Source organism: Oxalobacteraceae bacterium OTU3CINTB1, from assembly GCA_024123955.1.
GTDB lineage: Bacteria > Pseudomonadota > Gammaproteobacteria > Burkholderiales > Burkholderiaceae_D > Rugamonas.
Window position 1 is genome coordinate 3,257,586 of the sequence record CP099652.1, and the last position, 14,014, is coordinate 3,271,599.

General features: G+C 63.0%; 12 protein-coding genes. 5 read left to right on the forward strand and 7 right to left on the reverse strand.

Annotated elements, in window-relative coordinates; all coding sequences use genetic code 11:
- Positions 1–22: 22 nt before the first annotated feature.
- From NHH73_14385 to NHH73_14410, 6 genes are all read right to left on the reverse strand, one after another.
- Complete coding sequence (locus tag NHH73_14385) at positions 23–2,404, reverse strand: NdvB protein (protein USX29400.1); 2,382 nt, start codon at positions 2,402–2,404, stop codon at positions 23–25.
- Between the two features lie 44 nt (positions 2,405–2,448).
- Positions 2,449–3,795 carry an MFS transporter gene (locus tag NHH73_14390; GenBank protein USX29401.1) on the reverse strand — a complete coding sequence of 449 codons (1,347 nt, stop codon included), beginning with the start codon at positions 3,793–3,795 and terminating at the stop codon, positions 2,449–2,451.
- Positions 3,796–4,049: 254 nt separating this feature from the next.
- A complete protein-coding gene (locus tag NHH73_14395) occupies positions 4,050–4,571 on the reverse strand; it encodes a gluconokinase (protein ID USX29402.1) in 522 nt (173 codons plus the stop codon).
- A gap of 145 nt (positions 4,572–4,716) precedes the next feature.
- Entirely contained in the window at positions 4,717–5,745 is a 1,029-nt protein-coding gene (locus NHH73_14400; protein ID USX29403.1) for a LacI family DNA-binding transcriptional regulator, read from the reverse strand.
- 73 nt (positions 5,746–5,818) lie between these two features.
- Positions 5,819–6,352 (reverse strand): DUF4124 domain-containing protein, encoded by a 534-nt coding sequence (locus tag NHH73_14405; GenBank protein ID USX29404.1) that lies wholly within the window; start codon positions 6,350–6,352, stop codon positions 5,819–5,821.
- Between the two features lie 176 nt (positions 6,353–6,528).
- Complete coding sequence (locus NHH73_14410; protein USX29405.1) at positions 6,529–7,242, reverse strand: hypothetical protein; 714 nt, start codon at positions 7,240–7,242, stop codon at positions 6,529–6,531.
- Between the two features lie 319 nt (positions 7,243–7,561).
- Between NHH73_14410 and NHH73_14415 the strand changes: the two genes are divergently transcribed.
- The 3 genes from NHH73_14415 (at position 7,562) to guaA (ending at position 11,507) form a co-directional block, all read left to right on the forward strand.
- Entirely contained in the window at positions 7,562–8,212 is a 651-nt protein-coding gene (locus tag NHH73_14415) for a PEP-CTERM sorting domain-containing protein (protein ID USX29406.1), read from the forward strand.
- Between the two features lie 145 nt (positions 8,213–8,357).
- On the forward strand, positions 8,358–9,830 hold the full coding sequence (gene guaB, locus NHH73_14420; GenBank protein ID USX29407.1) for an IMP dehydrogenase: 1,473 nt from the start codon (positions 8,358–8,360) through the stop codon (positions 9,828–9,830).
- A 66-nt stretch (positions 9,831–9,896) separates the two neighbouring features.
- Entirely contained in the window at positions 9,897–11,507 is a 1,611-nt protein-coding gene (gene guaA, locus NHH73_14425) for a glutamine-hydrolyzing GMP synthase (protein ID USX29408.1), read from the forward strand.
- 142 nt (positions 11,508–11,649) lie between these two features.
- Here guaA and NHH73_14430 read toward each other — a convergent pair whose 3' ends face one another.
- Entirely contained in the window at positions 11,650–12,648 is a 999-nt protein-coding gene (locus NHH73_14430) for an SDR family oxidoreductase (GenBank protein USX29409.1), read from the reverse strand.
- Between the two features lie 201 nt (positions 12,649–12,849).
- Between NHH73_14430 and NHH73_14435 the strand changes: the two genes are divergently transcribed.
- Together NHH73_14435 and NHH73_14440 are read left to right on the forward strand one after the other, a co-directional pair.
- Positions 12,850–13,080: a hypothetical protein gene (locus NHH73_14435; protein ID USX29410.1), complete on the forward strand. Its 231-nt coding sequence runs from the start codon at positions 12,850–12,852 to the stop codon at positions 13,078–13,080.
- 21 nt (positions 13,081–13,101) lie between these two features.
- Complete coding sequence (locus NHH73_14440; protein ID USX29411.1) at positions 13,102–14,010, forward strand: alpha/beta hydrolase; 909 nt, start codon at positions 13,102–13,104, stop codon at positions 14,008–14,010.
- The last annotated feature ends 4 nt before the right edge of the window (positions 14,011–14,014 follow it).

A 14,014-nucleotide genomic window follows, 5' to 3' on the forward strand; every position in this document is an offset into this window, starting at 1 on the left:
TACGATGTCCTTATATTTCGATTTATAGGTCCGCGCGCGGGATTAAAACCTCGAGCGCGTATACTCCACCCGCAACGATACCGGTCACGCGCGGTTCAGGCAATCGTTTTCCGTCCAGCGTGACCTGAATTTCGCCCACGTCGCCGCGGCGGATCGACACCTCGAACGTCGCGTAGCGGAAGTGGCGGGTGACCTTGATGCCGTCCCAGTGCTTGGGAAGCTGCGGATCGACCAGCAAACCGTCGGTATCGCCTTTCAAGCCGCACAGCCCCTCGATGAAGCAGCGGTACGCCCACGACACGGTGCCGGTGTTGAACAACTGGCTGGAACGGCCGGCCGTGCGCGGATACTGGTGGTAGGCGCCGCGATAATAATTCGGGATGAACACCGGCAGCTGGCCGCGCTGCAGGTAATCGGCCTCGCTCGGGCCGGGGATCATCTGGCGCAGCAGCTTGTAGGCGCGGTCGCCTTCGCCGACCGTGTACAGGCTATAGATGTAGAAGATCGAGGCGTGGTTGTAGACCGCGCCGTTTTCGGCCGAACCGGGGTGCTTTTGCGTCACGCGGCCCACATCGTCGCGCATGGCGCTGTAGGGCGGCGCGAACATCGCCACGCCGTACGGCGTGTCCAGCTGCTGCTCGACCTGCGCCATCATCGCCGCGCGCTTGCCGGCATCGGCCGCGCCGCCCAGCATCGCCCAGGCCTGCGGGTTCAGATAGATGCGGCCTTCCTTGTCCTTGCTGATGCCGAAGGTGACGTTGTCGTCGGTGATGCCGCGCGCGTACCAGTCGCCGTCCCACAGGTGCTCGTTGGCCGCGCGGTTGACCGTCACGGCGCCGGCGCGGAAGTGTTTCGCGCTTTCCGCCAGCGAGGCGTTGGCCGTGGCGCTTTTTTCGCAGATTTCGGCCCACAGGTTCAGCGCGTAGGCGGTGGCCACCGTCAGCCAGCCCGACACGCCGCGTCCCTTGTAGCCGACCATGTTCATCGGATCGCACCAGTCGCCCTGGGCGATGTAGCTCAAGCCGCGCTTGTCGCGCGCCTGCAGCAGCCAGTCCATCGCGCTGCTCATGCGCTCGGAGACGGTGATGGCGACGCCGCTGTCGTGGCCGACGACGTCCTCGTTGAGGATGTCGTAGTCGCCGGTTTCGTCCAGGTACACCTTGAGCGCCACCGGCAGCCACACGCAATGGTCGGTGTGCGGCACCTGGTTGATGTATTTGAGCTCCGCGCCCTCGGCCAGCAGGATCCCGTCCGGCATCGCGCCGCTGGCCTCCTGCTGCGACAGCGCATGCAGGAAGGCCGCGCGCATCACGCCGGGCTTGATGAAGCTCATGCCCATATTGTCCTGCAGGTAGTTGCGGGTCTGCGGATCGGTGCTGAGGCGATTGACGTCGCCGTGGTAGAACACCTGGCGCGGCAGCCAGTTGTTGACGAAGTTATCGAGTTCCTTGTCGGGCGTCTCGATGCGCAGGCATCCGCGACCGCCGGCGATGTAGTCGGCGTAGTCCTTGCGCGCGTTGTCGAAGGCGGCGGCGCCCAGGTATTTCTCGCGCATGGCGATGATTTCCGCGTCGTCGAAGGCCGGGCCGAAGATGAAGCGGTAGTCGTGCGACTGGCCTTCCGCCAGCGCCAGGCGGTATTGCACCACGGCGGCCGGGGTTTCATAGCGCGCGTCGCCATTGGCCAGCAGCGGCTCCTGGATCGCGCTTGGATAATGCAGGCCGCCTTCGCCCTCGAACGCCTGTTGCTGCACTTCCCACGCCTCCGGCGCCTGCTCGCACAGGAAGTAGGTCTTGTCCTTGAAATCCTTCTGCTTGAAGTAGTCGGTGACTTTTTGATACGGCGTCACGCTGCTCGCCACCACGCCGCCCAGGTCGGCGCGATATTCGCCCGACTGGTTCATCCACGACATGTAACCGATCGGGAAGTAGGGATAGACACTCAGTTTGCGCGCGCGGCCGGACAGATTGGTCACGCGCAGCGACCACAGTTCCACCACGTCGGTGGTCGGAATGCTCAACGTCAGTTCCACGCGAAGGCCCAGGTGCTCGATGGTCCATTCGATGTCGCTTTTGCCGACCGAGAAATTGAAGCTGTCGACCGGCGTGCGCACCGGTTCATACGGCGCCGAGAACAACTCGCCCGTTTCCTCGTCCTTGATGTAGAAGAAGCGGCCCGGATGATGGGCGTAGTAGTTCTGCTCGGGTTGCATGAAGGTCTTGGCCTCCAGGTTCGGCGCGTAGGCGTACTTGGCGGGTTCCGGCTGCATGTACTGGGCGACGGCGTAACCCCGGCAGGTCACCTGGATCATCATTTTCTGGTTCCACAGGAAGCCGGCGGCGCGCGGCATGGCCGTGGCGCTGGTCAGTTCGAAGCGGTCGCCATTGTGGGTTGGGCGTAGCATGAGACGGTCTCCGTAATAAAGCTTAAACTAAATGGAATGTGGGGTTATGCCGGCTTGGCCTTGCGTTGTTCCAGCTCGGCCTGGAGCTCAACCAGCTTTGTGTTGTCGAGGTTATAGAAGAACATGACCACGACGGCCAGCACCGCGAAGGCGGCCGGGATGAACGACATCAGCCAGACGATGCCGGCCTGCGAGCCGACCGACTGCGCCGCGTTGGCGACATACCCGAGCTGCGTGAACAGCGAGCCGATGACGGCGACGGCGATCGCGGTGCCCAGCTTTTGCGAGAAGGTGGCGGCGGCGAAGGTCATCGCGGTGGCGCGGCGGCCGGTGCGCCATTCGTTGTAGTCGGCGGTGTCGGCGTACATCGAGAAGGCCAGCGGCGACTTCGGTCCCAGCGCCAGGCCCATGCCGATCTGCAGCGCGAACATCAACGTCACCTGGTCCTTCGGCACGAAGAAGAAGGCCGATGACAGCACGGCGGTGATGCTCATCAAAATCATCATCAGCTTTTTCTTGTCGACGAAGCGCGTAAGGAAGGGCGTGATCGAGGCGCCGACGGCGGCCGAGATCATATATGCCGGCACGAAGCCCTGCATCAGTTCCGGGCGCCCCACCACGTACTTGAAGTAGTAGGCCGCGCTGGTGGTGCGCAAGGTGATGGTGATCATGATGATCAGCGCCAGGAAGAACAGCACCACCCACGGCCGGTTGCGCGACAGGTCGCGGATGTCCTGGGCGACGTTGGATTTTTGCGAGGGCGGCGGCGCGATGCGTTCGCGCGTGTTCAGGAACGTCAGCACGAACAGGCCGGAGGCGAATATGCTCCACACCAGCATCGTCAACTGCCATCCAAGTTTATCGTCGCCGGCGCCCAGCCACGATACCATCGCCGGCGTGGCGGCGGTGACCAGGGTGCCGCCGGCGAAGGCGAAGATGAAGCGCAGGCCGTTGACGGTGGAGCGCTCCTGCGGATCGGCCGACAGCACGCCGGACAGCGCGTTGTACGGGATGTTGATGCAGGTGTAGCAGACCATCATCAGCAGATAGGTGCCGTAGGCCCAGACGATCTTGCCGTCGTGGCCCAGGTCGGGCGTGGTGTAGGTGAGGATGGCCGCGCAGGCCAGCGGCACCGGCACCCAGACCAGGTAGGGGCGGAATTTGCCGAAGCGTGTGCTGGTGCGGTCGGCGGCGGCGCCGATCATCGGGTCGGTGAAGGCGTTGATGATTTTGATCGTGAACATCATCGACGCCGCCGCGCCGGCCGAGATGCCGAAGACGTCGGTGTAGTAGATCAGCAGGAAGGTCGCGATATTGGTCCAATAAAAATTGAAGCCCATATCGGCGATGCCGTAGCTGATCTTTTCACGCCAGGTCAGTTGTTTATTCACAGTCGCCTTGTCTTAACGATACCCGACAGTTTAACGCCGTCGATTCTTGCACATGTAAAAACAGGCAGTGGAGCCGGAACTCCACTGCCCGAACAGGGCGGAACGCCGGGACCGTACCTATGCGCGCATGCATACGCACGGTCCAGCGCGGCGGGAGACGCCACCCCGAGAGAGCTCGGTTTGCGGCCGTCAGCAGGGGGCTGGCGGCGCGAATTGGGGGGTAATGCTGATAGCGGTAACCGGGATGGATGTCATCATGTCTCCTGCTTGTTGGTTTTTAAGATCTCCCGCACCAGTTCGGACGGGTCCTTGCTAATGTCGAGCACGATGCCGGCTTCGTCGGCCTGCAACGGTTCCAGCGCCGCCAGCTGGCTGTCCAGCAGCGAGGTGGGCATGTAGTGGCCGGGGCGCGCCGTCATGCGCGCGGCGATCAGCTCGCGCGGCCCGTGCAGATGGGCGAAACGCAGTTGCGGGTCGGCGCCGCGCAGCAGATCGCGGTAGCGGCGCTTCAAGGCCGAGCACGACAGTACCAGGCCTGAATGGCGGTCGCGCGCCGCGACAATCTCGGCGTGCAGCGCCTTGAGCCAGTCGGCGCGGTCGTCGTCGGTCAGCGCCATGCCTGCCGACATCTTGGCGACGTTGGCGTACGAGTGATAGGTGTCGCCCTCGAGGAAGGGCGCCCCCAGCGCGGTGGCCAGTTGCAGCCCGACCGAGCTCTTGCCGCAGCCGCTCACGCCCATGACGACCCAGCGGACCTGCGTTGTTTGATTACTCATAGTTATGGGTGCATGTTAGCGCTAACAGATTGTTTGTAGTGTAAGCTTTTGACGGGATTTGTAAACAAGATTCTATGGTGCGCCGCATCAAGGCAAGGGTGTGTGGGGCTCCGCAGCAATGCGGCGCCCGGCCGGCTACCCTGGCTCAGGCGCTTTCCCTGGCCATCAGCGTGAAGCCCAGGTCGATTTGGCGGTTGGGCGGCGCCTCGCCTTTGATGACGGCGCGCAGCAGGGTGGCCGCCTCGAAGCCGATGCGGTAGCGCGGCGTGCCGATCGTGGTCAGCGACGGGTTCATCCAGGCAGAGGCGGGCAGGTCGTTGAAGCCGCAGATCGCCAGCTGGGTCGGCACGGAGATGCCGCGCCGCTGGCATTGATAGATGGCGCCGTGCGCCAAGTCGTCGTTGCAGCAGAAGATGGCGTCGCAGTCCGGCGACTGGGCCAGCATACGCCCCAGCAGCTCGGCGCCGAGCGCGATGGTCGACGGCTCGGCCACCATGACCTCCAGCCGCACGTCGGCCAGGCCGGCCTCGTTCATGGCCTGGCGATAGCCTTCGGCGCGGCGCAGCGTACGCTCGTCGAGCTGCGCGCCGATGAAGCCGATGCGCTTGTGGCCCTTGTCGAGCAGGTAGCGCGTCATCGCCTGGCCCGCCTGGAACTGGGAGAAGCCCACCGTCAGCTGGGCTGGATCGGTGGACATGTCCATCATCGACACCACCGGCACGCGCGAATTGGTCAGGATTTGCTGCACCCGGTCGCTGTGCGACAGCCCCGACAGCAGCATGCCGTCCGGATTCGACTGCAGGTAGGTGCCGATCAGTTTTTCCTCTTCCTGGTCCGAATAGCGGGTGTTGCCGATCAGGATCTGGTAGTCGTCGGCGTCGAGCGCGTCCTGGATGCCGGCCAGCACCTCGGTGAACACGGCGTTCGACAACGACGGCACCAGCACGGCGATCACCTTCGATTGCGACGAGGCCAGCGCGCGGGCGGCGCGGTTGGGCACGTAGCCCAGTTCGATCACCGCCTTGTCGACCCGGTCGCGCAGCGCCTGGGACACCATGTCCGGCTGGGTGATCGCGCGCGAGGCGGTCATGGTCGCCACGCCGGCGTGTTTCGCCACCATCGCCAGGGTGATGCGGCCGCTGGCGCGGCTCCTGCCCGCTTGTGATTTCGTCATCGGTAATACTTATAGTGGTATTGATAGCGATATCATACGGCAGCTTACGCCGAAAGGAAGAGGGGGAAAGTGCTTATTGGCAGCCAGCCAACACTTTTTGATTCTTTTTACCGAATTCGGCGCGCTCCTGGTCGCCCATGATGCCACGTTCACCGTTTTTGTCGACATTGGCCATGCGCACGCCGTCCTCGAGCATGCGCTGGTTTTGCCGGGCAAGATCGCAATTGGCGGCGATATCGGCTTTTTGGCGGACGTCGTCGGCGGCTTTACGCTCGGCGGCGGCGGCATCGGCGCGGCGTTTGTTGAACGCCTCGTTGCGCGCGGCCAGCGTCGGCGCCGGCCTGGGGCCCGCGTTGGCGGCGCCGGATTCGGCAGGCGATCCCGCCGCCCCGTCCGCATCGGCCGGCGCCGGTTCGGCGTTGGGATTGAACAAGGGCTTGCCGGGCGCCTTGAGGATGCGCTTGGCCGGCACCGACGGCGGCGGCGGGCGGTCGGACAGCTGTTTGACGCCCTTGTCGTCGATCCACAGATATTGGCCGAACGCCGCCGGCACGGCTGCGGACAGCGCGCTTGCCAGCAGGGCAAGGGAAGTGAGACGAAAACGCATGGCGTGCTCCACGGGTGCAGGCACAGATTTCGCCACGAATAGTGCTTGGTGTCAATCAATACCGCGCGCTGGCGGCCGATGCTGCCAGGCGCGGCCCCCGCATGTCGCGGCCGCCGCGTGGCGGAGATGGTACCGGGACGGCCCGGCGGCACCGGTTGCAGCGTGAACCTTGTCGGTTACGCCTCAACGGCCCGTCGTGCCTTGACGTAGCGCACGCGCATCGCCAAGGCCGCCAGGCCCAGGCTCAGCATCGCCACCGGCGGTAATTCGGGCACCGGGCTCGCTTGCGGCACGGTCTCGAACGACAGCGTGAACGAGGTAAGGTTTACGGAACCGTAGCTGGTATTCAGGTTGTAGTAGTTGAACGCATACGCGAACAAGGTGTCGTAGTTGCCGGCGGCGCCGGTGAAACTGGCCGATCCGGTGAGCGTGCCGCCGGTTGGCAGGGTCGACTGCGCCCCGTCGCCGGCGTAAATCTGGCCGAGGTGCACGGAATCGAAGGGTCCGCAACTGTCGCAGTTGGGCTTAAGTACGTCGATGGTGGACGAGAATGAACCCGTGTAATCGCCCTGGTAAGGCCATGGCAGCGGTGGCGCGGCGAGTTGATAGCTGGCCTGGAACGACATGCTCATATTACCGGTCAGCGCTTTGCCCTCGTGCGCACTGACGATGAACAGGTCCTTGTAAATGCCCGGGGTCCAGTTGCCGTCCGGCGCGTAGGGGCCAGCGCTTGCAAAGGTGAATGAATTACCGGAGTTCGACACGGCGACGTAGTTCGGGTTGTAATAAAGGTCCACATCGGCGCCATTGGCGACCTGGGCGACGGCCGGCGCCGCCATGGCGGCCAGCAGCGCCGCCACTGAAAGGACATGAAATATCGATTTACCCACGTTATTTTCCCCTTAGATGATGAAATGCATCTTATTTCGCAATAATATCAATATGCCAAAACCGCATGTCACTATACCGAAGCGCTGTGACGCCAATCTCTCCGAATGTCACAATGTAGAAATATTTATAACAAATCAAGGCCTAGTGCTAATGGCGCCCGGCGTTTTCAATGCAAGTGCAGCAAAAAATTAAACAGATGATATTTTAATTAGCAAAAATATAATATAATGTTGGTGCACTTTTGCGACTTTCGATAGGATGACGATGAAGATGATGAGAATGCTAGGCGCTTTGCTTTTGTTTGCCTGTGCCAGCGGCATGGCCGTCGCTACCACGGTGACGCTGGACTTCGAGGGCTTGGTGCCGCAGCCGCGGCTCTTTCAGGGCACCCATGGCATCGGCGGATTTTATAATGGCGGCCAAAGCGGCTATGGCACCGCCGGCCAGAATTACGGGGTGGGATTTTCCGGCGCTGCGGTTGGCATCTGCCTGAGCACCGCCAGCGACCCGTGCACCAACGGCTCGCATGGCGGCCACGGCGATCCGGCATCTGCCTATACCGCGCTGGGATTCCAAAGCGATGACGCGTACGTCAATGTCGCCGACGGGTTTGTCGGCACCTTGTACTTCAACTACGCTTCGCCGTTCGTGGTGCAGACCGTCAATGTCTGGGAGGGCTACGGCGCCAGCGGCAACCTGCTGGCTTCGCTGACGCTGGCGCGGACCCCGGACGGGCGCGTGGTGGCGGAATGCGGTTTCGGTAATCGTTACTGTCCCTTTGTCGCGGCCGACCTGTCGTTCACCGGCGTAGGCCATTCGTTCAGTTTCACGGGCGCCGGCCGCAACATCGTCGTCGACGACATCACCTTCACGGTCGCCCCGGTACCGGAGCCGGAAACCTATGCCTTGCTGCTGGGAGGCCTCGGGTTGCTGGGACTGACGGCGCGCCGCCGCAAGGTTCGCGCTTAAGCCAGCGCACGCCGAGACACCGCCTTCGGGCGGCTTTTTCATTGGCGGGCGGGGCCGCGAACCGCGCCGGGGAAACGCTGCAATAAGTTCCAGACAGAACGGCTCAAAATCTGTATAATCTGCTTTTGCGCCTATAGGAATTGCTATGCGTCTTCTCCAAAAAGCACTCACGTTCGATGACGTGCTTCTCGTCCCAGCGTACTCGAATGTTCTGCCTGCCGATACGTCCCTCAAAACTCGTCTGACCCGCAATATCACGTTGAACATTCCGCTGCTGTCTGCCGCGATGGACACCGTGACCGAAGGCCGTCTGGCGATCGCCATGGCGCAAGAGGGTGGCATCGGCATCATTCACAAGAACCTCAATCCGAAGGACCAGGCGCGCGAAGTGGCCAAGGTCAAGCGTTTCGAGGCCGGCGTGCTGCGCGATCCGATCACGATCCCGCCGACGATGAAAATCCGCGACGTCATCAAACTGACCGAGCAGTACGGCATCTCCGGCTTCCCGGTGGTCGAAGGCAAGGAAGTGGTCGGCATCATCACCAACCGCGACCTGCGCTTTGAACAGGAACTCGACGCCGAAGCGCGCGCCAAGATGACCCCGCGCGAAAAGCTGGTGTTCATCAAGGAAAGCGGCGACGGCGCCGACCGCGACGAAGCCAAGCGCCTGATGAACAAGCACCGCCTCGAGCGCGTACTGGTCGTCAACGACGCGTTCGAGTTGCGCGGCCTGATCACCGTCAAGGATATCCAGAAGTCCACCGAGCACCCGAACGCCTCCAAGGACCAGCACGGCAAACTGCTGGTGGGCGCCGCCGTCGGCGTCGGCGCCAAGGATGAGGAACGCATCGAGCTGCTGGTCGCCGCCGGCGTCGACGTGCTGGTGGTCGACACCGCCCACGGCCACTCGCAAGGCATCCTCGACCGCGTGAAATGGATCAAGACCAAGTTCCCGCACGTGGACGTCATCGGCGGCAACATCGCCACCGCCGCCGCCGCCAAGGCGCTGGTCGAATACGGCGCCGACGCGGTCAAGGTCGGCATCGGCCCCGGCTCGATCTGCACCACCCGTATCGTCGCCGGCGTCGGCGTGCCGCAGATCACCGCCATCTCCAATGTCGCCGAGGCGCTGGAAGGCACCGGCGTGCCCTGTATCGCCGACGGCGGCATCCGCTTCTCGGGCGACATCTCCAAGGCGCTGGCCGCCGGCGCGTCGACCGTGATGATGGGTTCGATGTTCGCGGGCACCGAAGAGGCGCCGGGCGAAGTGATCCTGTACCAGGGCCGCTCGTACAAGTCGTATCGCGGCATGGGTTCGCTGGGCGCGATGTCGGACGGTTCGGCCGACCGCTACTTCCAGGACGCCACGATGAAGGCCGACAAGTTCGTGCCCGAAGGTATCGAAGGCCGCGTCGCCTACAAGGGCAGCGTGCTGGCGATCATCTTCCAGCTGGTCGGCGGCGTGCGCCAATCGATGGGTTACTGCGGCTGCGCCACCATCGACGAGCTGCGCAACAAAGCCGAGTTCGTCGAGATCACCTCGGCCGGCATGCGCGAATCGCATGTGCACGACGTGCAAATCACCAAGGAAGCGCCGAACTACCGTTCCGGCGACTAAGCAGTCCTTGCAACGCCGGCTAGCAAGCCGGCGTTTTTCCATTCCAGACCTCTTCTGTAGACATCCATGCATTCTAAAATCCTCATTCTCGATTTCGGCTCCCAAGTCACCCAACTGATCGCCCGCCGTGTGCGCGACTCCGGCGTGTTTTCGGAAGTGTTCCCGTACGACGTCAGCGACGAGTTCGTGCGCAACTACGGCGCCGCCGGCGTGATCCTGTCGGGCAGCCACAACTCCACCTTGGACGGCGACTCGCCGCGCGCGCCGCAGGCCGTGTTCGAGCTGGGCGTGCCGGTGCTAGGGATCTGCTACGGCATGCAGACGATGGCGGCGCAGCTGGGCGGTAAAGTGGAGAACGGCCTGGTGCGCGAATTCGGCTATGCCGAAGTGCGCGCGCGCAGCCACACTAAACTGCTCGACGGCATCAACGACTTCGTCACCGACGAAGGCCACGGCATGCTGAAGGTGTGGATGAGCCACGGCGACAAGGTGCTGGAAATGCCGCCGGGCTTCGTCCTGATGGGCAACACGCCAAGCTGCCCGATCGCCGCGATGGCCAACGAAGAGAAGCATTTCTACGGCGTGCAATGGCACCCGGAAGTGACGCACACGGTGCAGGGCAAGGCCATGCTGGGTCGCTTCGTGCACGAGATCTGCGGCTGCAAATCGGACTGGAACATGCCGGACTACATCAGCGAAGCGGTCGAGAAGATCCGCGCGCAAGTGGGCACCGACGAGGTCATCCTCGGCCTGTCCGGCGGCGTCGACTCGTCCGTGGCCGCCGCGCTGATCCACCGCGCCATCGGCGACCAGCTCACCTGCGTGTTCGTCGACCACGGCCTGCTGCGCCTGGACGAGGGCAAGATGGTCATGGACATGTTCGCCAAGAACCTGGGCGTCAAGGTCATCCGCGTGGACGCCGAGGACCAGTTCATGGGCCACCTGGCCGGCGTCGCCGACCCGGAGCAAAAGCGCAAGATCATCGGCCGCGAATTCGTCGAAGTGTTCCAGGTCGAATCGGGCAAGCTGGTCAACGCCAAATGGCTGGCGCAGGGCACCATCTACCCGGACGTGATCGAATCGGCCGGCAAGGGCAAGAAGGGCCAGACCATCAAGAGCCACCACAACGTCGGCGGCCTGCCGGAGACGATGAAGCTCAAGCTGCTCGAGCCGTTGCGCGAACTGTTCAAGGACGAGGTGCGCAAGCTGGGCGTGGCGCTGGGCCTGCCGCATGACATGGTTTATCGTCATCCGTTCCCGGGTCCCGGCCTTGGCGTGCGCATCCTGGGCGAGGTGAAGAAGGATTTCGCCGACCTGCTGCGCCGCGCCGACGCCATCTTCATCGAAGAGCTGCGCAACACGCCGTACGAAGCGGTGGTGGTGCCGGGCTTCGATCAGGACAGCGTGCCGACCAACTGGTACGAAGCGACCAGCCAGGCGTTTGCCGTCTTCCTGCCGGTCAAATCGGTGGGCGTGATGGGCGATGGCCGCACGTATGAATACGTCGTCGCCCTGCGCGCGGTGCAGACGCAGGACTTCATGACGGCGCACTGGGCGCACCTGCCACACGCGCTGCTGGGCAAGGTGTCGAACCGCATCATCAACGAGGTGCGCGGGATCAACCGGGTGGTGTACGACATCTCGGGCAAGCCGCCGGCGACGATCGAGTGGGAATGATGTTTAGCCCGGTAGCCGCTGGCAACGTCGCGTAGATGGATGAGACCAGGCCCCTAACTCTCAGGGGCTTTTTCATTTTGGATGCAGTTGCATCGTCCGGTAAATGAGTGGTCGATAGTTTCGGCTGGAGTATTAGTGGAATTTACGGGCCGCCTCTGCCACCGACTGCGGCATACACCTGGCCGGTCGCATAGCTCGATTCGTTCGAAGCGAGCAGCACGTAGATGCCCGCCAGTTCCGCCGGCTGGCCCGGCCGTTTCATTGGCGTATCGGCGCCGAATTCCGGCAATTTATCCGGCGGCTGGCCGCCCGTGACCTGCAGCGGCGTCCAGAAGGGGCCGGGCGCGACCGCGTTGACGCGGATGCCTTTCGGCGCCAGCTGCTTGGCCAGTCCCTTGCTGAAAATCATGATCGCGCCCTTGGTGGCCGCATAGTCGATCAGGTTTTCGCTCGGCTCGTAGGCGTTTACCGAGGCGGTGTTGATGATCGTGGCGCCAGGCTTGAGCAGCGGCACGGCGGCCTTGGTGATCCAGAACATCGCGTACACATTCGTCTTGAAGGTCTCGTCGAACTGTGCGGTGGTCATGTCGAGGATGGAGTCGCGCGAGAATTGGCGCGCGGCGTTGTTGACGAGGATGTCGAGGCCGCCCAGCTCGCGCGCGGCATCGGCCACGAGCTTTTTGCAGAACGCCTCATCCTTGATGTCGCCCGGGATGGCGACCGCCTTGCGGCCCTCGGCACGTATCAGCGCTACCACTTCGCGCGCATCCGCTTCCTCCGCCGGCAGGTAGTTGATGGCCACGTCCGCGCCCTCGCGCGCGTAGGCGATCGCGGCGGCGCGCCCGATGCCGGAATCGCCACCCGTGAGCAGCGCCTTGCGGCCCTTGAGCCGCCCCGAACCCTTATAGCTGGTTTCGCCATGGTCGGGGCGTGGATTCATCTTGCTGGTCAAGCCAGGCCAGGGCTGCTGCTGTTTCGGAAACGGTGGCGCGGGATAGGCGGTGAGCGGATCTTTCGGCGGCACATCGGCGCCGGCGTCAGCCCCGCTCTTGGCAAGCGATGGCGCCATCGCCGCGCCGAGAAGACCGGTTGCCGCCGCGCCAACGACCGCGCGCCTGCTTGAATTTGGTTTATCCATCATGGCTCCTTTCCAATGGGTGTGACGTCATCTTTCCGGCTTTTCCGGAGGCGTACTGTGCGTTGTCTCGCATAACGTCGTTCTCCGTGCAAATCGCATGGCGAACCCGCTGGCCCCCATTTTTATGCCGGAAAATGTGCGGCACTTCGCATACAGCCGGCACGCCAAAAAGTATCCTGAATTTCATTTTCAAAGGAGAGCGTCATGCCTACAGGTGCCAATGCGAAGCGCGAACGGGAATACAAAAAGATCGAACGCAAATTTAAGAAGGAGGGCCGTTACAAGGGCCGGGAGGAGGAGGTCGCTTCGCGTATCGTCAATAAACAGCGCGCCGAAGCGGGCGAGACGAAGAAACACACGCACAAGCCTGCCCGCCGGTCCGCCTCGCGGCGCAAAAGCAGCGGCGCGCGGGCCGCTTCCCGTCGCGGAAAATGATCAAAGGGAGGGGCATTGGTCATGGCTCAGCTACCCATCTTACACCGCGTGTCCGCAGGTGTCCTGGATGTCGCGTATTACGAGGCGGGTCCTGCGGATGGCGTGCCGACCGTTCTTCTCCATGGCTTTCCCTATGATGCTCATGCCTTTGACGAGGTGACGGCCAGTCTCGCCGGTGCAGGGCACCGTTGCATCGTCCCGTTTTTGCGTGGCTATGGCGCGACCCGGTTTCTGTCGCCCGATACGCCGCGCTCGGGTGAGCAGGCGGCGCTTGGCGCGGATCTGCTGGCATTGATGGATGCCCTCCATATTCAAAAAGCCATTCTCGGTGGTTACGACTGGGGTGGCAGGGCTGCCTGTATCGTGGCTGCGTTATGGCCGCAGCGGGTCGTCGGTTTGGTCAGCGCCGGCAAGGGCTACAACATTCAGGACATCTCAGCCGCCGCCGAGCCAGGTATGCCGGAACAGGAAGCACGCGACTGGTATCAATACTACTTTCACACCGAGCGGGGCCGCAGAGGCCTGGATACGAACCGGCGCGAGATCTGCCGGCTGCTCTGGAAGACATGGTCACCATCCTGGTCCTTTGATGAGGACACATTTGAGCGGACCGCAGTCTCTTTCGATAATCCCGACTTCGTCGATGTGGTGATTCATTCCTACCGGCATCGGTATGGCGTCATCGAAGGCGATCCGGCCTATGCAGGGATCGAAGCGAGATTGGCACGCCAACCCGATATTTCGGTTCCGAGCATCGTGCTGCTGGGCGCGGACGATGGCGTCGATCCTCCGCCTCGGGAAGACGAGGATGCTGGGAAATTCAGCGGAGTCTATGCGCGCCGCGTACTGCCTGGCGTTGGGCACAACGTGCCGCAGGAAGCGCCGATCAGTTTTGCTGTCGCAATTCGGGAACTGGTCGAGCGGAGCTGATCAG